This window comes from Martinezella lusitana (assembly GCF_014207095.1).
Classification (GTDB): domain Bacteria; phylum Pseudomonadota; class Alphaproteobacteria; order Rhizobiales; family Rhizobiaceae; genus Rhizobium; species Rhizobium lusitanum_B.
This window is the reverse complement of sequence record NZ_JACHBG010000010.1, coordinates 110,650-129,600: the sequence shown is the minus strand read 5'-3', so window position 1 is coordinate 129,600 and position 18,951 is coordinate 110,650. Positions and strand designations below refer to the sequence as shown.

Here is an 18,951-nt window from a genome sequence, read left to right as displayed (position 1 = left end):
TTTCCCATTGAAGCGCGGCCATCCTAGTCTCCGCGCACAGGAACATTCGAAGCGTTCCTGTTCGTGCTCCGGGATCTGGCGGGGCGGTACATATAGCCGCCACGAAGGCGGCAGCGGAGGGGAGATTTATGTCGAAAAGAATCAAGGTCCTGCCGTCACTGGCGATTTCGTTGATGACGGTGGGACTTTTGCCGAGCCTGTCACTGGCCGAGGAGAACCGTGCCGAGCTGATGAAGGCGCACCGCGGAGGAACCGTGCGCCTCGTCTCCAAGTCGGCCGGCGGTACAATCGATCCGCAGATCAACTACGCTCCCCAATATTGGAACTATTTTCCCGGTCTCTATGACGGCCTCGTCTCCTTTCGAAAGGCCGGGGGCGTCGACAGTCTCGTCGTGGTTGCCGATCTTGCTGAGGCGATGCCTGCCATCGAGAATGATGGCAAGACTTATGTCTTCAAGCTGCGCAAGGGCATCAAATTCTCGAACGGCAAGGAGTTGACGACCGACGATGTCGTGGCCTCCTTCCAGCGCATTTTCAAGGTGTCGAGCCCGACGTCGGGAACCTGGTACAACGGCATCGTCGGCGCCAACGCCTGTCTTGCAAAGCCGGCCGACTGCACGCTCGATGGCGGCGTTATCGCTGACAAGTCGAACTCGACCGTCACGTTTAATCTGACGGCGCCAGACGCCGAATTCCTCGACAAGCTGTCGATGCCGCATGCTTCGATCCTGCCGAAGGAAACCGCTCCGCAGGATACCGGGGTCGAGCCCATACCCGGGACCGGCCCCTATGCGATTGAGAGCTATGATCCGAACAAGGCACTCGTCTGGGCACGCAATCCTCACTTCAAGGAATGGAGCGCCGAGGCGCAGCCGGATGGCTATGTCGACCAGTTCGAGCTCGATTTCGGCCTGACCGAAGATGCCCAGGTCAATGCCGTCATCAACGGCCAGGCAGACAGCATGTTCGATCAGCCGCCAACCACGCGTCTGGCCGAACTCGGCACGAAATATCCAAACCAGGTTCACCTCGATCCGCAGCTTGCCTTCTGGTACCTGCCCCTCAATGTCAATCTGCCGCCGTTTGACAACGTGAAGGCTCGCCAGGCTCTGTCCTATGCGGTCGACCTGAAGGCCATGGTGAATTTCTTCGGCGGCCGCAACCTCGCGACGCCCACCTGTCAGGTTCTGCCGCCGGGGCTTGAGGGCTATAGCTCATTCTGCCTCTACACCAAGTCACCCGGAGCGGCATGGTCGGCACCGGATCTGGAGAAGGCAAAGCAGCTCGTTGGCGAGTCCGGTACGGCAGGGCAATCGGTCACCATCGTCATTGATGACGGCGAAATCTCGCGCAACATCGGCTCATACCTGCAGAGCGTTCTGAACAAGATCGGCTACACCGCCAGCGTCAAATCGATATCGGCCAATATTCACTTCGGCTACATTCAAAACTCCAACAACAACGTCCAGCTGTCGGTGACGCAATGGTACGGGGATTACCCTGCAGCCAGCGACTTCCTGAACGTGCTGCTTGGGTGCGGTTCGTTCCGCAAGGGGTCGGATTCCTCGCCGAATATATCGGGCTTCTGCAACCAGACCCTCCAGGACCAGATGCAGAAGGCCATGGCGCTCGGGATCACGGATCAGGCGGGAGCGGCCAAGCTTTGGGCTGCGATCGATCAAGACGCGATGAAATATGCGCCCCTGATCCCCCTGTTCAATCCAAAGCAGGTGACGCTGGTCTCCAAGCGCATCGGCAACTTCAAATATTCCACGGCCACCAATGCCTGGGCCTACACCCTGGCCTGGGTGCACTAGGGCGATGATGGAGCCGGGCATGCTAAGTTCTGATCCCCAACAGCTGGATCCTCCCGGACCGATGGCGCCGATTGAGAGTGCCACCTCTCAATCGGCGCGGGTGAATATGGCCGAGCATAATGAACAGCTGGGCGCGCCGACGCCTGGTCCCTGGAGGCAGGCCTTAACCAAGCTTTGGCGCGATCGATCGGCGATGATGGCGGCGCTCGTGCTCTTCGTCATCATCCTGGCGTCGCTGCTCGCACCGGCCTACGCCGAGCGCATCGCCGGCGTCGACCCCTTCAATTCCAGCCTTGAAGCGGAAGTCATTCTGGATGGCCAGAGCGTGCCGGTGCTCGGGCCCTCGACCGAAGGGCTCGGGATCGGCGTCGTACCGATCGGCCCGACATGGCGGTTGAATGCCTATTTCCTCGGCGCTGACGAGCAGGGACGGGACGTGATGGCGAGGCTGCTTTACGGCGGCCGTGCCACCTTGTTCATCGGCAGCCTATCGACGGCGATCACCCTGGTTCTGGCCGCAATCCTTGGCATCTGCGCCGGCTTCTTCGGCGGTTGGATCGATCAATTGCTGTCGCGCGTCCTCGACATCCTCTGGGCTTTCCCGATCTACCTTCTTGCGATTTGCCTTTCGATCGTTCTGCTTACCGCGCATATCGAGATCGGGCCGCTGACCATCGATTCCGGCAGTCTCGTGATCCCGATCGTCATCATCGGCATCATTTACGTACCTTACGTCGCGCGACCGATCAGAGGACAGGTTCTGGCTCTGCGCAGAAGCGAGTTCGTCATGGCCGCCATCGGCCTTGGTGTGCCGCCATTGCGGATCCTGATCAGGGACATCCTGCCCAATGTCGTCACTACGCTCATCGTCTTCGTGCCGCTGATGATGGCACTGAATATCGCCACGGAAACGGCCTTGTCGTTCCTTTCCCTTGGTGTCCAGCCACCCGGCGCCAGTTGGGGCACGATCATCCGAGACGGCCAGAGCCTGCTTTACAGCCGGCCATGGGTGTCGACGGCTCCAGGCCTCGTCATCATCGTCACCATCGTCGCGCTCAATATTCTCGGCGACGGCGTGCGCGATGCCTTCGATCCCCGCGCAAAGCTAAGACCGTGAGGCGGCAATGTTGATTGTTCTCTTCCAGCGCCTCGTGCAGATGTTGTTCGTGATGTTCGGCATCAGCGTGCTTGTCTTCCTGATCTTCTTTGCAACGCCGGGCTCCGATCCGGCCGCCCGTATTGCCGGCAAGAATGCCGCCCCGGAAACGCTGGTTGCCGTGCGTCATGATTTCGGCCTCGATCAACCGCTACCGGTCCAATATGTGGTGATGATGAAGAAGCTCTTCGTCAAGCAGGATCTCGTTTCCTTCGTCAATCGCGGGCTGAAGGTGGTACCGGCCATTATCGAAGCCACGCCCGTGACCCTCTCACTCGTCTTCGGTGCAGCGTTCTTCTGGGTGGTCGGCGGTCTTGCCGTCGGCATTGTCGCGGCAGCCTGTCGTCATAGCATCGTCGACCGGCTCTTGATGATCCTGTCACTGACGGGTGTCGCTATCCCCGTCTTCTGGCTCGGCGAGATGACCAATCTTCTGTCGCAGAACAGATTGCACGATACGATCCTGTTCTCCTGGGTGCCGCCACTTGGCTATGTTCCATTGCACGAAGACCCGATCGGCTGGTTCAAGGCGCTGCTATTGCCTTGGCTGACATTGGCGCTGGGGTTCATTGGGATCTATGGCCGCGTCTTGCGCGCCAATATCGTTGAAATCTATCAGGAAGACTTTATCCGCACGGCCCGGGCAAAAGGTCTGTCGGAGACGCGCGTCCTGTTGCGCCACGCGTTGCGCATGTCACTTGTGCCTTTCGTCACCATGTTCGGGCTTGATTTCGGCGCCCTGGTCGGCGGCGGCGCGCTGATGACCGAGGTCCTCTTTGGGCTGAATGGCGTCGGCAAATTGACCTATGATTCCCTGCAGAGCCTCGATCTTCCGGTCATCATGGCGAGCGTCATGTACGCGTCGTTTTTCGTGGTGCTGGCCAATGCAATTGTCGACATGGCCTATGTCGTGCTCGACCCTCGCATGAGGAGCCATTGACATGACAACACCACTTCTCGAGGTACGCGGCCTTTCGGTCTCCTTCGCCGGCCGCAACGGTATGATCGGCGTCATCGACAACCTGTCCTTCCAGGTGAACGAGGACGAAACCCTATGCATCGTCGGCGAGTCCGGCTCGGGCAAGTCGGTCGCACTTTTGAGCATGCTCGGACTGCTCGATCCGTTTTCCTCCAAGGTAGAGGGTTCCGCCCTGTTCAAGGGGCAGGACATTCTGCGCGCCTCGCAAAAGACCCTGCAGGACATTCGTGGACGCCGGATCGCCCTCATCTCCCAGGACCCGATGACGGCAATGACGCCGGTCCATACTATTGGCTGGCAGATCGTCGAACAGATACGCGCCCATACCGACATATCGAGCCGGGCCGCCTGGAACCGCGCCGTCGAGCTGCTGGGCGAGGTCGGCATCGCCAATCCGCGCATGGCGGCTGAGCGCTATCCACACCAGCTGTCCGGCGGCATGCGGCAGCGCGCCGTCATCGCCATGGCGCTTTCGTGCAACCCATCCCTTTTGGTTGCCGACGAACCGACGACAGCGCTCGACGTGACCGTCCAGGCGCAGGTTCTCGATCTGCTTCGGCGCCTGAGGCGCGACTTCGGATCGTCCATCGTCCTCATCACGCACGACATGGGCGTGGTTGCCGAAATGGCCGATCGCGTCCTCGTGATGTATTCGGGGCGCATCGTCGAACAGGGTCCATGCGACGCGATCTTCGACGATGCCTGGCATCCCTACACCTGGGGTCTGCTCGATTCCATACCGCCGCTGGACGGTCCACGTCCGGAGCGGCTTATCTCCATACCCGGCTCGCCACCGCAGCCCGACAGACGCCCGCCCGGCTGTGTCTTCGGCCCGCGTTGCCGCGCACGGTTGCCGGCCTGCTCCGATTTGCCACCACGGCAGATCGCCCATGGGCGCGAAGCACTGTGCTTTGTCGATTCAGCCGGCCGGCCGGCGGCGAGATCACGGATTTCCAGCAATATGGACCAGCCAGCATGACGGCAACATTTGCCTCTTCATCGTTCCCAGGAGCTGCACCGCTTCTCAGCGTCGACCGTCTTTCCAAGACCTTTGTCGTTGGCAGGACCTTCATTCCCGGTAGCGGACAACCCATTCACGCGGTGGACGCCGTTTCCTTTGACGTCTTTCCCGGAGAAACGCTGGGCCTGGTCGGAGAATCCGGTTGCGGCAAGTCGACCCTCGGCCGCTGCTTGGTCCGTCTTTACGAAGTGAGCTCCGGCCGGGTCCTGCTTGAAGGAACCGATATCGCGCCACTATCGACGCGGCAATTACGCCCCTATCGACAACATATGCAGATGATTTTCCAGGACCCGGCGGCGTCCCTCAACCCGCGCCGGCGTGTCGGCGATCTGCTGGCCGAGCCCTTGCGGGTGCACAAGGTTGCCGATCGAGCCGGGATCGCTGAGCGATTGCGGGAGCTGATGGAGATCGTCAGTCTGCCCGCCTCGTTTCTCGATCGCTATCCGCACGAGTTTTCAGGCGGCCAGCGCCAGCGCATCGGCATCGCGCGGGCTCTTGCTCTCGAGCCGAAGCTGATTATCGCCGACGAACCCGTCTCCGCGCTCGACGTCTCGGTGCAAGCGCAGATCGTCAACCTCTTTGCCGATCTGCGCAAACGGCTGCAACTGACCATCCTTTTCATCGCCCATGATCTGAGCGTCGTGCGCCAGGTCTCGGATCGCACGGCGGTGATGTATCTCGGTTCGATCGTGGAGATCGGTCCGACCGATCTTCTGTTTCAAAGGCCTGCCCATCCCTACACCCAGGCTCTGTTGTCAGCCATCCCCGTGCCCCGCATCGGAGGGGCCAGGAAACGCGAGCGCATCCTGCTCAAGGGCGAGATACCAAGCCCCGCCAACCCACCATCCGGCTGCAGGTTTCACCCACGTTGTCCAGCGGTGCAGGCGCGTTGCAGGACCGAACGCCCGACACTGACAACGCTGGTCGATGGCCGGCAGGTCGCCTGCCACTTTCCCTTTCGTTCATAGGTGAGGCCTTGGCTCGCCAGTCACAAATCCAACCACTGATAGGCATCATGACCGAAACGCTCACCTTCTCCTTCTCTCCCCTCTCGCCGTCCGACCTCGCAAAGCAGCCCGAGGCGACCGTAGTCGTCTTCGTCGGCGAAGATCTGAAGGTTGGTGCGGGCACGGCGGAGCTGCTTGCCGGTCTGGATTGGCAACTGTTTGCGCGTGCCGCTTCCGATGCCGGCTTTCGCGGCAAGACCGACGACACTATGACCCTGTTTGCAGGCCATCGCCGCATTGTCTTCGTGGGCATGGGAACCGGTCGTGCCGCTCCCATCGATCTCGGTGGCCGGGCGGCCGCCGCTGCAGGCTATGCCGCAAAGATCGTCATCGCCGGAGATCTACCGGGAGATGCTGATCTTTCCCCGCAAGCCACCGCAGAACTGGCGCTCGGCTTTCGCCTTGCAAGCTATCGCTTCAACACCTACCGGACCCGCAGGCCCGAGCCGCAGCTCCCCGCCGAGCGGCATGTCTTGATAATGACCTCCTCACCGGAAGAGGCTCAAGTCGCGCATGCGCGCGAAACCGCGATTGCCGAAGGCGTGGAGCTCGCCCGTTCGCTCATCAACGAACCGGCCAACATTCTGACGCCTTCCGAATTTACACGGCGCCTGCACGTACTCGAAAAAGCTGGGGTCGAGGTGCAAATCCTCGGAGAGGCCGAACTCGCACGCATGGGTTTCCGCGCCCTTCTCGGCGTCGGGCAGGGGTCGAGCGAAGAGAGCCATGTCGCCATCCTTCGTTGGCAGGGCGCCGCCGACCCCGATGCGCCGCCGCTTGGCTTTATCGGCAAGGGTGTCTGCTTCGACAGCGGCGGCATTTCGATCAAATCCGCGACCGATTTGGCCGAGATGAAGGGTGACATGGCAGGTGCCGCCTGCGTGACGGGCCTGATGCTGGGGCTTGCCCGTCGCAAGGCTCCCGTCAATGCCCTCGGTGCCATCGGCCTCGTGGAGAACATGCCTGGCGGCAAGGCGCAACGCCCGGGAGACATTGTTCGCTCGCTGTCCGGCCAGACCATCGAGATCATCGACACCGACTATGAGGGCCGCCTGGTTCTCGCCGATTTGCTGTGGCATGTGCAGTCGACATTCCAACCCCGTTTCATGATCGATCTGGCAACACTTACTCACGATATCGTCACAGGCATCGGCCGCGAGCGCGCCGGCCTGTTTTCCAACAATGATGAGCTCGCCGCGTCCCTGGAAAAAGCCTCCTCCGCGACCGGCGAACTCGTCTGGCGTATGCCGATGGGACCGAATTTCGACGAGGAAATGGATTCCAAAATCGCCGACGTCCGCAATATCGACTCGCCGTCTGGCGGGGCGTGCACGGCGGCGAACTTTATTCAGCGTTTCGTCAATGGCGTGCCCTGGATTCACCTCGACATTGCCGGGCCGGCCTACGACCTGCCAAAGAGCGCCATAAGCCCGAGTTGGGGTACGGGCTGGGGCGTGCGGCTTCTCGACCGCCTGACGCGCGACCTCGAACCCCAACGTCGGGTTCGCTGACGAAGCCTTGAACCAACAGATTTCGAACCTTTGTAGGGAAGGGCAGGGCCGTTGTCCTTCTCTGCACGGGGAACCGCAGCGCTCCGTCACCCGACAAGCGGCTCGACAATCGCCGTAATCCGAACCGACCCGGCGCGGAATATCTCCAAGGAAAGGACATCGTATGGTTGGTTCCAGCAGACACATGCAGAGCATAATCAAGCAAGCGCCGGCCGCACATTCCGAGGCGTCTCGTCTGCGCCTCAGCAATGCCACGGCTCGCCTTGGCGCTTTGCTCCTCAGCAGCACTCTGGTGGTGTGCGCCCCGCTTTCAAGCGTCTGGTCCGCAAGCGGTGACGACAAGGCCCCGAAAAGCACGGGCGGGACGTTCGACAAGGCCAACGACATCCCGCCGCGGCTGCAATGGACGGCGAATTTCGGTTATTGCGGTGAGGTCTCGTTCATAAGCGCCGGCCTCTACTATGGCCAATATGTCTCCCAATATGATGCCCGTTCCATCGCAAGCAAGAATGCCGACCAGTCCAAGGAAGGCAGCCAGCTTCTGCTTGGCGTAAACGACGCCTATGCAGCATCGCAAATGCATTTGAATGCCGTCCAATGGAAAAGCACCTCGACGGCGGACCCGAAGAATTTCCTGGCCTGGGTGAAGGAAAACGTCGCGTCGGGCTATCCGGTCATCATCAGCGTCTTTGAGAATCGCCATTCCTTCGATGGATCCAACGACGAAAATGCCGGAGATGCCGAATACGACCATATCGTGCAGGTTACCGGCATCTCATCGAAGCATCCCTTGAGCAAGCCTTCGGTCTATGACGCCGATGATGTCATGACCCTTAGCGACAACGGCCTTTGGTCTCCGACAGGCCAGCCGGCCTATGTCTATCGCTATGCTTCCGGTGCCTTCCAGGCGAACCGGAAGGAGGCGAATTCGGAAACCCATCCCATCTATTCCTTGCCGCGTGAAGGCAGCAATTACGGCGTGGCGATCACCGGGATCATCGACCACGACGGCAAAACGTTGCCGGTTCGTCTCTCCACTGATCGAAAGTTCGAGAAGCCGGCGATGCGCGAGGGATCGAATACGCGTCCGCAGGCTGAGGATCTGACTTTGACGGTTATGGTTTCCGGGCTGACGCCGGGGCTTTCGTACAAGCTCTATCGCTATAGCAGCTTCCAGTCGGTCCCCAGCTCGGGTTTCAACGCCAGCGCGGCGAAAGCGGACAGGACATGGACGATCAATATCCAGGCGGGATCGACCTACATCGTGAAGGAAAAGATCCGGTCCGACCAGATTGCGGTCTATCGCGCCGTCCCGGATACCGCCCCATAGTCCGGGCGATATCGTAGTCTATGTGCCGTTTGCTTCGTCTGATAATAGGGGAAATCGCCTTCGCGCGCCCTTATCGAGGGGAGGCCGCCTGAGCATTGCGGCTTGCCCAGCTCTTGAGCCGCAAGCCGTTCAGCCGGATGAAGCCCTCTGCATCATGATGGTCATAGGCGCCGGAACCTTCCTCGAAGGTCACGAGGTCCAACGAGTACAGGGAATAGGGGGACGTCCGGGCGACGACGCTGACAGCGCCCTTATAGAGCCGGAGCGTCACCTCGCCGCTGACATAGGCTTGGCTCTGGTCGATCAGGGCCTGTAGCATCTCCCGCTCCGGAGAAAACCAGAAGCCATCATAGATCAGTGCGGCGTAGCGCGGCATGATCTCGTCCTTCAAATGTGCGGCAGCACGGTCAAGCGTGATGGACTCGACGCCACGATGAGCTGCAAGCAGGATCGTGCCGCCCGGCGTCTCGTAGATCCCGCGCGACTTCATCCCGACGAACCGGTTCTCGACCAGATCGACCCGTCCGATCCCGTGCCTACCGCCCAATCTGTTGAGTTCGCTCAGAAGCGCTGCAGGTGTCAGGGCGGTGCCGTTCAAGGAAACAGCGTCGCCTCTGTCAAAGCCGACGATGATGGTTTCCGGCTCGTTTGGCGCGTGCAGCGGGTCGACGGTCCGCTGATAGACATAGGAAGGAGCAGTTTCAGACGGGTCCTCCAGCACCTTTCCTTCCGTCGAGGTATGGAGAAGGTTCGCGTCGATCGAGAAAGGAGCTTCTCCGCGCTTATCTTTGGGGATGGCGATCCGATGTTTTTCGGCGTAATCGATCAATTGGGTGCGCGATTGAATATCCCACACCCGCCAGGGCGCAATGATCTCGATCGATGGATCAAGGGCGTTGGCCGCAAGTTCGAAGCGGACCTGATCATTTCCTTTGCCGGTGGCGCCATGGGCAATGGCATCCGCGCCAACCTCTCTTGCTATGCTCACGAGATGTTTGGCGATCAGCGGGCGGGCAATGGATGAGCCAAGGAGATAGTGTCCCTCGTAGAGCGCATTGGCCCGGAACATCGGAAAGACGAAATCCCGCACGAATTCCTCGCGGACGTCGACAATGCGGATGTCTTTGACGCCGAGTGTCTCGGCCTTTTCGCGCGCCGGGCCCAACTCCTCGTCCTGGCCGAGATCGGCCGTGAAGGTCACGACCTCGCATCGATAGGTCTCCTGCAGCCACTTGAGGATGATAGATGTGTCCAGGCCGCCGGAATAGGACAGCACGACTTTCCCGATCTTTTTCGTCATCACCTTCGTCTCCATATCAATCAAGTGAAACGATAGGCCAACCAGCGCGCAATGAGCTTGCAAAGAGTTCATGAATGGGAGAGAATTTGGCAGATTGTGCCAGTATTAGGAAATATAGAGATATATTATGTCAATGGCTTTGGACGAGATTGACCGGCGCATTCTCAAGGTGCTTCAGCGCGACGGACGCATTTCCAATGTCGATCTGGCAAGCGAGGTCGGATTGTCGCCTTCACCATGCCTGCGACGGGTGCGATTGCTGGAAGATGCGGGCATCATCGATCGTTATGTCGCAGTCCTCGATCCTGCCAAGGTGGGTGCGGGCCTCACGGTCTTTGCCCGCGTCTGGTTCAAGACGCAGGATGCCGAGGTGACGCTGCAGTTTGCCGAGGCCATCAGACGCTTGCCTGAGGTCATGGAGTGCTACCTGACGACAGGGGAGTGCGATGCGATCCTGCGTATCGTCACGGCCGACCTCCATAGCTACTGGCGGTTCCAGGCGGATCACCTGACCCGCATTCCAAGCGTGCTGAACGTCAAGACCGACGTGCCGATGGAAACGCTGAAGCGCAGCTTCGAGCTACCCCTGGCATCCTGACGCTTGTTGCGTCTCGGCTTTGGCGAACCCGCCAGCCGTCCGGATCGGGTGAAACTTCGAGCTCTACCAGGCACCTATGAGCGCATTGCCGAGGAGAGGTATTGTCTTATTGTTTCCGTGCTGATCGCGGAGGGTGATTGACGATTGCATTTGCTTGGGAGATTTGCGGAACCAGTTGGTGGCAACGGTGGCAAGATCCCCGATCATCGGACGCCTGCGCCAATCGGCAAATCGCCGGCTCATCGCCTCAGGTTCGGGACGATAGAAGAAGTCGCCTGATTTTTCGAGATCATTGATTGACGAAGCCATCGACGAGAGCGGGCGTTGGAACATTTTCGAGGGCAGCTGCAGATCCCCAGCATTTTCGTGAAATGCCGGAGCCATGAAGTCGAGCACCCAGCCGTCGGCTTCGATCCAGCAGTGAAAGTTTTCTCCGGCGCCGGACACGTATCCGTCCTCGCGATGATCAGCGAAAAGGATGTGCTTTCCTTCAAGATTGTAGGCGGCAAGGCCGCCTTTGGGTTTCGCCTTCAGCTTAAAGTGGTGTTCGAGGATGAAGGCACCGAATGTGCTGAAATACATGGAAGCCGCATCAGATCCGGCATTCTCGTTGATCAGCAGGCTGTTGATGACCTTATAGATCCGGTGATAGTCGCTTTGCTTGATCAGCATGTTGGTCCAATCCCAAACCCGTCATTTTGCAGCGTTCCGTAAGGGATGGCATTGCCCGTGTAAACAACGGATCTCATCGTAATACCATCAGCTCCGCGAATCGCGCTCACAGAACAATGACGGTTTAACCGGGGTTGCGCATGCAGAGGGATAGTATCTCTTGAGAGTAATTTCCCGTATGCGATGGAGCAGGGTAGCGTCGACCCGAAGACTCAGCTATTCACCTTTTGCAGGGGAGATACGCGATTCTAGGCATTCTTAAGGCAAGGCTGATCGATTAGTTAAGCAACTTTAAACGTCAAAGGATCATGATGTCTGAACATTCGCGCTCGCTGGAGTCGACAAGGCATTGCGTAGCGGACCGAAAGCCGAAAGGGACCATTATTTACATAGTGGTTGCAGCCGTTGCGATTGTTACCGGGGTTACCTCCGCGCGCCATGACAGCCCGGCACCGGCAAAAGCGCAGATCGTGAAGCTGCTTCAGTAGAGGCGGATGCGCTCGAGCCGGCCGTATGGCCAAAGCCCGAGCTTCATGCACTTGCCGCAGAACTTCACGTCTTTTTGAACCTTAAGCGAGTTTGTAGCGCCTAGCCGGCACTGAACGCGACAGGTTTGGCATCAGCGCCTGGCGGGCTCCCTCATAGGCCTGAAGCAATCCGGCATCCTCAAGCGCCGGGATGGTGGCAAACTCACCGTCGGCGAGGCCTGCCAGCGAAGCATCGACCATGCTTTCCGCCGACATCACGATCTCTCCCGGCAAGTGCTCGACCGGCGTGCCGGCAATACCCCAGAACTCTGTTGCGGTCGCTCCCGGCAGCACCACCTGAATCCGGATATTCTTGTCGGCAAGCTCGTGCTTCAGCGACTGGCTGAAGGCAAGGACAAAAGCCTTCGTTCCTCCGTAGACGCCATTCAAGAGCTCCGGCGCAATCGCCACGATCGAGGCGATGTTGACGATGGTCCCATGCCCGCGGGCAACGAAGCCCGGTACGGCGGCATAGGTGAGCCGCATCACAGCCGTCACGTTGAGATCGATCATATCCTGCATCTTGTCTGCGTCGGATGCGATGAGTGGCGCGGTGCCGCCAAAGCCCGCATTGTTGACCAGGACGGTAATGCTCTGGTCTTCTCTCAGCACCTTCTCGACCCTGGCAAGATCATCCTTGCTGCCCAGATCGGCGGAAAGAGTTTCGACGGTACGGCCGGTTTCATCGGTGAGCCGGCTCGCCAGAGCCCTCAGCCGCTCGCCATTACGGGCCACCAGTATTAGGTCATAGCCCTCATTTGCCAGCCGGTGCGCGTAGATCGCGCCTATGCCCGACGATGCGCCCGTTACCACCGCCGTACCCTTATGTTCCTGTGTCATGGTCGCTTCTCCAATTTGCGCGCCGGCCCGATGCCTTGCGCTTGCAGAGAGTTTTACACCCGCTTGCGGATGGCCTGAATGTCGAATATACAACCTTTTAGGACATATTGCTTTCAAAGGAGTCGACACGATGCAGCAAGTCGCTTTCCTGCTCTTTCCCGGCTTCCAAATCATGAGTCTTGCAGCGGTCTCGGCCTTTGAGTTTGCCAATCTCGAGCTCAACGAGAAAGTCTACGACATTCATTTCCTCTCGGAGACAGGCGGGCCGATCGCCAACTCGCTCGGGATGATCATCGATACGGAGATAATCGGCACGCCCGATTTCGACACGCTGATCGTCGCAGGGGCAGTTGACATCAAACTGCCAACCAAAGGGGAGGCGGATTTCATCCGCGCAGCTCTTCCGGCAACACGTCGTCTCGCCTCGATCTGCACAGGCGCCTTCCTTCTGGCTGAAGCCGGCATTCTCGACGGTCGGCGCGCTACGACCCATTGGTATCTCGCCCGCGAGCTTCGCAACCGCTATCCGCGGGTCAAAACCGAGGAAGATCGCATATACATTATCGACGGTCCCGTCTGGACATCAGCGGGTATGACGGCCGGCGTCGACCTGGCGTTGGCGATGGTCGAAAAGGATCATGGGCAAGAGATCGCCCGTGCCGTTGCCCGCAAACTCGTCGTCTATCACCGGCGCGCCGGAGGGCAGTCGCAGTTTTCTACATTGCTGGAACTAGAGCCGAAATCCGACCGCATCCAGAGCGCGCTTGCCCATGCGCGCAGCAATCTCAAATCAACGTTGTCGGTGGAGGAGCTTGCGGATGTAGCGCATCTCAGTCCACGCCAGTTCAGCCGCGCATTCAGAGCCGAGACGGGCCAATCGCCGGCCAAAGCGGTCGAGAACCTGCGCCTGGAGGCCGCGCGCCTGATGATGGAGCAGGGCCGCCATCCAATCGATGTCGTCGCGCGGGAAACCGGTTTTGCTGATCGGGAACGCATGCGCCGCGCCTTCGTGCGCGCCTTCGGTCAACCACCGCAAGCCATTCGCCGTTTGGCGCAGCTGGAGGAACGGACGTGATGAATCCATCAACGCGTAACCCCTCACTCCGATCTTGGAACGCAGTTGCAGGCTATCCAGCTTGCCAGGCAAACCAATGAAGAGCTTGCCCTTGCCGGATGCGGCCTGGGGGGCATGGACATGACCACTATGACCGCCAAACTCGCACGCAATCCGCCGGTCGAAGTCTTGCAACTCCTCATCGACTGGCCGAAACTGCAATAGAAGCTGCGGTCAGGACGCGGCTCTCCTTAGTACTCCGTTCCCTCTTGTTACTGCTGCATTCTCCCTTGATTGAGCTGATGACCCAGAAACACACGCGACGCGCTTCGTCCCACCCTTGGATCGATACTGTCTGGCAGACCGTTTGCCTCGAAGACGGGGTCTACAAGGCGACGCCCGATGGGGCTTGGGATCTGATCCTCGGCGTTTCGCCTGATGATGACGCGGTTGTCTTTCTCACCGGACAGGCAACCGAGCCAGTTGACGTGCCCTATCTCGCTGGCGAGCACTCGGTGGTGATTTCCTTCGCGGCGCATGTATACCTCGCTACCGAGGATAAAGTGCGGACCGGCGCGGAAGTCCGTTGGCTTTCGGTCACCGGCGAGCGCTTTGAGCTCGACGGGACAGATCTACCGCTGCCGACCTTCGAGGACGCTGAGGACCTGGTTGACCAGATGATCCGGGCGGGGCTGTTAAAATCGGATGATCTGGTCGCGAGGGCATTTTCGGACAGTCCCAAGGCCGCATCCCAGCGCTCGGTTCAGCAGCATTTCAAGCGCACCACCGGCATCACCCAGAAGGATTTTCAAATGATCCGGCGCGCGCAGGAAGCAGTGCGGCGACTGAAACGGGGTGAGGCGCCGGCCGGAGTGGCCGCCGAACTCGGCTATACCGACCAGTCGCACATGATCAAATCCATCAAAACGATCATGGGTCACCTGCCGTCGAACCTTGAGCTGGTCCACAAGCTTTAAGCGCCGGGCGGAGGACCCCGACGCCATCAGCCCGCTAGAAGCGAGGCGAACTCGCGCAGGTCGCGGGCGAAAAACTCCGGATCCTCCCATGCCGCGAAGTGCCCGGCCTTTTCCATATCGTGGAACTGGATCACGTTGCCCTCAGTCTGGCGATCGGCCCATTCGCGCGGTAGGCGTACGCCACCAGGGATCGGCACTTCCGTCGCCACAGCAACCGGAACGCCGGTATTCGTGCCCTTGATGGTCGGCGGCTGCATCGCGTTGGCGGCATAGATCCGGAAGGATGAAGCCGCCGTCTCGGTCAGCCAGTAGATCATGATATTGGTGATCAGCTCGTCATGGCCGAACCGCTGGTCTGCTTCGTCGCCGACGCCCATGCCGGCCATGAAGCTCATGATCCACGCCGCAAGGCCGACCGGCGAGTCGTTCATGGCGAAAGCCAGACTCTGCGGCTTGGTCGCATGCACCAGGTTAAAGGCGCCATGGGTGAAGAACCACTTCTGGATCGCGCCGGCATAGGCCTGCTCCGGTGCGGTCAGCACCGAGAAGTCTGTTGTATAGTCAGGATAGCCAACATCGGTCACGTGGTAGCCGAGCAGCACCTCGGGATGGCGCTGGGCCAGCGACATCGCGATGATCGAGCCGCTGTCGCCACCAGCCGCGACGAATTTTCCGTAGCCCAAGGTTTCGGTCATGAGACGGGCGAAGAGGTCGGCGACTTGGTCCATCGGCAGAGCCGTCCGACCCGAAAAGCCGGTGCCGGGAATGGAGGGGACGACGACATGGAAGTCTTTCGATAGCGCCTTAATCACACGGTGGTAGCGGTAGAACGAATCTGGCCAACCATGGAGGAGGAGAAGCGGAACTGCATTCGGGTTCGTCGAGGGGCGGTGAACGAAGTGCAGATCGATGTTGTCGACCTCGACCTTGAAATTGCCAAGCGCATTGAGGCCCTTCTCGGCCTTCCGCCAGTCGTACTCGTTGATCCAGTAGTCGGTGAGCCGCTTGAGATAGTCCAGGCTCGTGCCCATGGCCCAGCCGGCCTCAGCCGGTTGATCGGGCCAGCGGGTGTGTTGGAGCCGATACTTGAGATCCGCGAGCTGCGGCTCAGGAATGGCGATTTCGAAAGCTTGAGGGCTGGTCATCGTGGCGGTCTCCTGTGAATGGGCTGCGTTTCCGGGAAAGCCCGACAGAAGAGCTGAGGCGGCGAAGGTCTTGGAAAAATCTCGACGGTTCATCTCTCATCTCCGTGCTTGGCAGATGGGATCAGAGTATGAGGAGGAGCCGCGAGGAGATTGTAAAAAAACGAAAATGACGGCCCGACATCGAACGTCACTTACGGGTTTGATCGGTGTCTTGTCGCGGGGAAGTCCGTCCGGTTGGAGTTGAGTGCTTAGGGCGTTACCGGGTTGCGTGGGCATGTCTGCCAAAATACCAATCTAAACGAATTTAAAGTTGGTTGGATTGAAGCGGTTAGCGCGGACCGACCTAAAGCTTTCGAGGGTTGGTCAATTTTTCATTTCGCCCGACAACTTTCGAAGACCATCCGCTTGAGCTTCCTTCCAGCGTAGCGCAGGAGACTCACTTAGCTCCATGAGCTTTACTGCGCCACACGCCTGGGCTAGCTTCTCTCGATGATGCATAGCGCAAACATTGCAGCCCGGCGTATTCCACGGCAGGACCGTTCACGTCAAACGGTGGAAGCCGTTCTTGCCGCTGTCCCCCTGGTTTTGAAGCGACACGGTGCGGGCGCGATGACGACGAACCGCATAGCCGAGGTGGCGGGGGTTAGCATTGGTTCCCTTTATCAGTATTTCCCCAATAAGCGGTCGGTTTTCAGTGCTTTGCATGAGCGCCATGTAGGGGACGTGCGGAGCGCCCTCCAGCACCACATCGCCGATTTTGGATCATCGTCGTTCAGCGAGTTTGTCGTCGGCCTTGTGGAGGCGCTGGTTGATATTCATTCCGTGGACGCGGAATTGCACCGGTTGGTTTCCACAGTGATCAGTGAGGGACCGGAGCATTTTCGCGCCGCGCTGCACGCGGCTTTTGCCGGGGCCATTACCCGATGTGGCGCCAAAGACATGGACCGTATTTTGTTTGTGCTGCCAAATCTGGTTGAAGGGCTTGTGCATGGGGTGACGCTGTCGCCGCTCGCCTCCCGCGATGCCAAGGGTGAAGCGGTGACAGCAACGCTCGCCTATTTGGCGATCCACCAGGAGCTTGGCCGATAGGTCCGTTTGCAAGCGAGCAGGGTCGCCGGTCGAATACCCTCAGGATCGCCTTGCTCTTCCGCCAAAAGCGCCGATGTTTTCCTCGATCCAATCGGCAAAGCTTCTTGGCGGGCGGCCAAGCTGTTGCTCAACGCCAGTGCTGACCGTGGCAAGACGACCTTCGCGCACCGCACGCCAGATATCGACCAGCGCTTCGGCATAGGGGCGATCAGCCCACATTAGCGCCCCGGCCAGAGCTTCTGCGTCCGATATGGTTTCATAGCGGATGGGCTCGCCTATAGCGTTACCGATAGCCGTCACCATTTCCCGATAACTCAGCGCCTGGCAGCCCGTAATGACCAACGACCTATTCCGGGTATGCTTCTGCGTTAATACCGACACAGCGACATCAGCGATGTCGCCGGGGTGAATGAAGGCGATCCTGCCATCGCCGGTCGAGGAGAATAACGCTCCGTCCGTGCGGATCGAATCCGCCCAGCTCAAGGCATTCGACATGAAGGCCGCGGTTTGAATGAATGTGTGCGGCACACCACTCCCGCATATGGCCGCTTCGCCGCGCGCGTGCCAAGGGCCTGTTCCGATGCCGGTTATGGCATCGAGCGTCGAGAGCTTGACGAGATGCTGGATGCCGGCCGTGCGCGCTGCCAGCGCACAGGTTGCATCCCTTTCGGCCAGATTCGGGCCGGTGTTGATGAGAAAGAGCGCCTCGCACCCCGCAAATGCCATCGCCAATTGGTCAACAGGCCCGGCAAGGTCGCCAACTCGGATTTCGACGTGATCGCCGTAGAATTTCCGCGCCTTCCTCCCGTCGCGGGCCAGCACACAAGGCAACTCGCCCCCGTGGAGCAGGCGCGTCGTGACCAGAGAGCCGATATTTCCCGTTGCCCCGGTAATGAGGTATTTCATTTCAGATCACTCCAGGAGCGGAGGATCTCGAGTGCAATGCGCTGCTGTCCGGCCTCGGTGAAGTGGAGTCCATCGTCCATCAGCAATGCGTCGAGTGACGGCTTGTCGAACCGTTGGAAGAGATCAATCACCGGGTCGTCGAGCCCGCGCATTGCCGCTGCAACTTCTGCAACGTCCTTATTCAGGAAACGCACTCCGAATGCAGCGAGTGCCCAATGGTTCGACACCCGGTTTTCATTCACGGGAACGGGCGTGACCCAGATGCGCCGCGCCTTGGTTTCTCTTGCGATCCGCGATCGAAGCTCGGCAAAATTCCGGGCCGTCTCTGCGTGGTGGACAATGGTCTTGGTGGGTTCGTTCCCTTGCGTTCTCGCGTCATTCAATCCGATAAAGAACAGGATCCAGTCCGGTTCGCCGGCGAGCACCTCGCTGATCCGGATCAGTGCATGGGTGGTCGTGTCGCCGCTGATTGCGCTGGCCACCACGGATATGTTGTCGGACGGCCGACGTGCCGTAAGCATCTCTTGCAGGATGAGCGCCCAGGATTGAGGATCGGACGTGCGGCTGTCGCCCAATGCAAAGACCCGAGCGCCTGCCTGCAAAGGAAGCCGGTCGACCATTGCTGCAATCTGCGGGTCCGCCAGCAATGCTTGCGTCGCATTCTTGGCGCCTGCCGCAAGCCGTGCGAGTTCCGCTGAATAAAGGCCGGGATCAAGCCCCAGCAGAGCAGCGCACGCGGCTTCGTTGAGCGAAGCCGCCCCGGGCAGCGAGGCGACCGTCTTCTCCGGCTGAAAGACCTTTACCATCCACTGCATTTGTTCTTTGGTCATGTTCATGACAAGAGCCTCTCGTGAGCTTTAGGATCGCCGCATTATGGGGCGATCCGTTTGATTGTCAGCTCGCGTCTCTGTGCATCTAAATCATTGAAACATAAGCGCTTCTTGATCTGTTGCTCAGATTCCTGGCGTCGCGCTCACTCAGAAGACTGCTCCCTGGTCGTTCCTTCGCGTTGCCGAAACATC

At 59.5% G+C, this 18,951-nt stretch carries 18 protein-coding genes; 12 read left to right on the top strand and 6 right to left on the bottom strand.

Going from position 1 to position 18,951, the window contains the following annotated elements; translation table 11 throughout:
- The first annotated feature begins 128 nt into the window (after positions 1–128).
- From GGD46_RS20560 to GGD46_RS20530, 7 genes are all read left to right on the top strand, one after another.
- Positions 129–1,817, top strand: coding sequence for an ABC transporter substrate-binding protein (locus tag GGD46_RS20560; RefSeq protein WP_246806405.1), 1,689 nt, complete (start codon positions 129–131; stop codon positions 1,815–1,817).
- Positions 1,818–1,836: 19 nt separating this feature from the next.
- Positions 1,837–2,934 (top strand): ABC transporter permease, encoded by a 1,098-nt coding sequence (locus tag GGD46_RS20555; protein ID WP_246806404.1) that lies wholly within the window; start codon positions 1,837–1,839, stop codon positions 2,932–2,934.
- Positions 2,935–2,941: 7 nt separating this feature from the next.
- The gene (locus tag GGD46_RS20550; RefSeq protein ID WP_184707280.1) at positions 2,942–3,913 is read left to right on the top strand and encodes an ABC transporter permease; all 972 of its coding nucleotides are present in this window, start codon (positions 2,942–2,944) and stop codon (positions 3,911–3,913) included.
- A 1-nt stretch (position 3,914) separates the two neighbouring features.
- Positions 3,915–4,931, top strand: a complete 1,017-nt coding sequence (locus GGD46_RS20545) for an ABC transporter ATP-binding protein (RefSeq protein ID WP_184707279.1) — start codon at positions 3,915–3,917, stop codon at positions 4,929–4,931.
- Complete coding sequence (locus tag GGD46_RS20540) at positions 4,928–5,941, top strand: ABC transporter ATP-binding protein (RefSeq protein WP_184707277.1); 1,014 nt, start codon at positions 4,928–4,930, stop codon at positions 5,939–5,941. The genes GGD46_RS20545 and GGD46_RS20540 overlap by 4 nt, the downstream gene beginning before the upstream one ends.
- Before the next feature lie 47 nt (positions 5,942–5,988).
- Positions 5,989–7,491, top strand: a complete 1,503-nt coding sequence (locus GGD46_RS20535) for a leucyl aminopeptidase (RefSeq protein WP_184707275.1) — start codon at positions 5,989–5,991, stop codon at positions 7,489–7,491.
- 184 nt (positions 7,492–7,675) lie between these two features.
- Positions 7,676–8,821 (top strand): C39 family peptidase, encoded by a 1,146-nt coding sequence (locus tag GGD46_RS20530; protein WP_184707273.1) that lies wholly within the window; start codon positions 7,676–7,678, stop codon positions 8,819–8,821.
- Between the two features lie 70 nt (positions 8,822–8,891).
- Here the strand turns inward: GGD46_RS20530 and GGD46_RS20525 are convergent, their stop codons facing one another.
- Positions 8,892–10,121 (bottom strand): argininosuccinate synthase, encoded by a 1,230-nt coding sequence (locus GGD46_RS20525; RefSeq protein ID WP_184707271.1) that lies wholly within the window; start codon positions 10,119–10,121, stop codon positions 8,892–8,894.
- A 127-nt stretch (positions 10,122–10,248) separates the two neighbouring features.
- Here GGD46_RS20525 and GGD46_RS20520 point away from each other — a divergent pair, with 127 nt between their 5' ends.
- Positions 10,249–10,719: an Lrp/AsnC family transcriptional regulator gene (locus GGD46_RS20520; RefSeq protein WP_184707269.1), complete on the top strand. Its 471-nt coding sequence runs from the start codon at positions 10,249–10,251 to the stop codon at positions 10,717–10,719.
- A gap of 63 nt (positions 10,720–10,782) precedes the next feature.
- Here GGD46_RS20520 and GGD46_RS20515 read toward each other — a convergent pair whose 3' ends face one another.
- Complete coding sequence (locus GGD46_RS20515; RefSeq protein ID WP_184707267.1) at positions 10,783–11,391, bottom strand: DUF2026 family protein; 609 nt, start codon at positions 11,389–11,391, stop codon at positions 10,783–10,785.
- Positions 11,392–11,960: 569 nt separating this feature from the next.
- Positions 11,961–12,758, bottom strand: coding sequence for an SDR family NAD(P)-dependent oxidoreductase (locus GGD46_RS20510; protein ID WP_184707265.1), 798 nt, complete (start codon positions 12,756–12,758; stop codon positions 11,961–11,963).
- A gap of 130 nt (positions 12,759–12,888) precedes the next feature.
- Between GGD46_RS20510 and GGD46_RS20505 the strand changes: the two genes are divergently transcribed.
- The 3 genes from GGD46_RS20505 (at position 12,889) to GGD46_RS20495 (ending at position 14,789) form a co-directional block, all read left to right on the top strand.
- Positions 12,889–13,833, top strand: coding sequence for a GlxA family transcriptional regulator (locus GGD46_RS20505; RefSeq protein WP_184707263.1), 945 nt, complete (start codon positions 12,889–12,891; stop codon positions 13,831–13,833).
- 45 nt (positions 13,834–13,878) lie between these two features.
- Entirely contained in the window at positions 13,879–14,037 is a 159-nt protein-coding gene (locus GGD46_RS20500; protein WP_184707261.1) for a hypothetical protein, read from the top strand.
- 77 nt (positions 14,038–14,114) lie between these two features.
- Entirely contained in the window at positions 14,115–14,789 is a 675-nt protein-coding gene (locus GGD46_RS20495; RefSeq protein WP_184707259.1) for an AraC family transcriptional regulator, read from the top strand.
- 26 nt (positions 14,790–14,815) lie between these two features.
- Here GGD46_RS20495 and GGD46_RS20490 read toward each other — a convergent pair whose 3' ends face one another.
- Positions 14,816–16,027 carry an epoxide hydrolase family protein gene (locus GGD46_RS20490; RefSeq protein WP_184707257.1) on the bottom strand — a complete coding sequence of 404 codons (1,212 nt, stop codon included), beginning with the start codon at positions 16,025–16,027 and terminating at the stop codon, positions 14,816–14,818.
- Positions 16,028–16,423: 396 nt separating this feature from the next.
- On the opposite strand from GGD46_RS20490, the gene GGD46_RS20485 reads away from it, so the two are divergent.
- The gene (locus GGD46_RS20485; RefSeq protein WP_313206321.1) at positions 16,424–17,023 is read left to right on the top strand and encodes a TetR/AcrR family transcriptional regulator; all 600 of its coding nucleotides are present in this window, start codon (positions 16,424–16,426) and stop codon (positions 17,021–17,023) included.
- Positions 17,024–17,062: 39 nt separating this feature from the next.
- Here the strand turns inward: GGD46_RS20485 and GGD46_RS20480 are convergent, their stop codons facing one another.
- Together GGD46_RS20480 and GGD46_RS20475 are read right to left on the bottom strand one after the other, a co-directional pair.
- Positions 17,063–17,929: an NAD(P)H-binding protein gene (locus GGD46_RS20480; RefSeq protein WP_184707253.1), complete on the bottom strand. Its 867-nt coding sequence runs from the start codon at positions 17,927–17,929 to the stop codon at positions 17,063–17,065.
- A complete protein-coding gene (locus GGD46_RS20475) occupies positions 17,926–18,765 on the bottom strand; it encodes an SGNH/GDSL hydrolase family protein (RefSeq protein ID WP_246806403.1) in 840 nt (279 codons plus the stop codon). Before GGD46_RS20475 ends, GGD46_RS20480 begins: the two co-directional genes overlap by 4 nt.
- Positions 18,766–18,951 lie beyond the last annotated feature (186 nt).

Excerpts from the sequence above, each read along its gene's own strand:
- GGD46_RS20520 (WP_184707269.1), top strand. The coding sequence starts at position 10,249 with ATGTCAATGGCTTTGGACGAGATTGACCGGCGCATTCTCAAGGTGCTT.
- GGD46_RS20525 (WP_184707271.1), bottom strand. The coding sequence starts at position 10,121 with ATGACGAAAAAGATCGGGAAAGTCGTGCTGTCCTATTCCGGCGGCCTG.
- GGD46_RS20545 (WP_184707279.1), top strand. The coding sequence starts at position 3,915 with ATGACAACACCACTTCTCGAGGTACGCGGCCTTTCGGTCTCCTTCGCC.
- GGD46_RS20485 (WP_313206321.1), top strand. The coding sequence starts at position 16,424 with ATGATGCATAGCGCAAACATTGCAGCCCGGCGTATTCCACGGCAGGAC.
- GGD46_RS20555 (WP_246806404.1), top strand. The coding sequence starts at position 1,837 with ATGCTAAGTTCTGATCCCCAACAGCTGGATCCTCCCGGACCGATGGCG.
- GGD46_RS20535 (WP_184707275.1), top strand. The coding sequence starts at position 5,989 with ATGACCGAAACGCTCACCTTCTCCTTCTCTCCCCTCTCGCCGTCCGAC.
- GGD46_RS20475 (WP_246806403.1), bottom strand. The coding sequence starts at position 18,765 with ATGAACATGACCAAAGAACAAATGCAGTGGATGGTAAAGGTCTTTCAG.
- GGD46_RS20490 (WP_184707257.1), bottom strand. The coding sequence starts at position 16,027 with ATGAACCGTCGAGATTTTTCCAAGACCTTCGCCGCCTCAGCTCTTCTG.
- GGD46_RS20505 (WP_184707263.1), top strand. The coding sequence starts at position 12,889 with ATGCAGCAAGTCGCTTTCCTGCTCTTTCCCGGCTTCCAAATCATGAGT.
- GGD46_RS20540 (WP_184707277.1), top strand. The coding sequence starts at position 4,928 with ATGACGGCAACATTTGCCTCTTCATCGTTCCCAGGAGCTGCACCGCTT.
- GGD46_RS20495 (WP_184707259.1), top strand. The coding sequence starts at position 14,115 with ATGACCCAGAAACACACGCGACGCGCTTCGTCCCACCCTTGGATCGAT.
- GGD46_RS20510 (WP_184707265.1), bottom strand. The coding sequence starts at position 12,758 with ATGACACAGGAACATAAGGGTACGGCGGTGGTAACGGGCGCATCGTCG.
- GGD46_RS20515 (WP_184707267.1), bottom strand. The coding sequence starts at position 11,391 with ATGCTGATCAAGCAAAGCGACTATCACCGGATCTATAAGGTCATCAAC.
- GGD46_RS20480 (WP_184707253.1), bottom strand. The coding sequence starts at position 17,929 with ATGAAATACCTCATTACCGGGGCAACGGGAAATATCGGCTCTCTGGTC.
- GGD46_RS20550 (WP_184707280.1), top strand. The coding sequence starts at position 2,942 with ATGTTGATTGTTCTCTTCCAGCGCCTCGTGCAGATGTTGTTCGTGATG.
- GGD46_RS20560 (WP_246806405.1), top strand. The coding sequence starts at position 129 with ATGTCGAAAAGAATCAAGGTCCTGCCGTCACTGGCGATTTCGTTGATG.
- GGD46_RS20530 (WP_184707273.1), top strand. The coding sequence starts at position 7,676 with ATGCAGAGCATAATCAAGCAAGCGCCGGCCGCACATTCCGAGGCGTCT.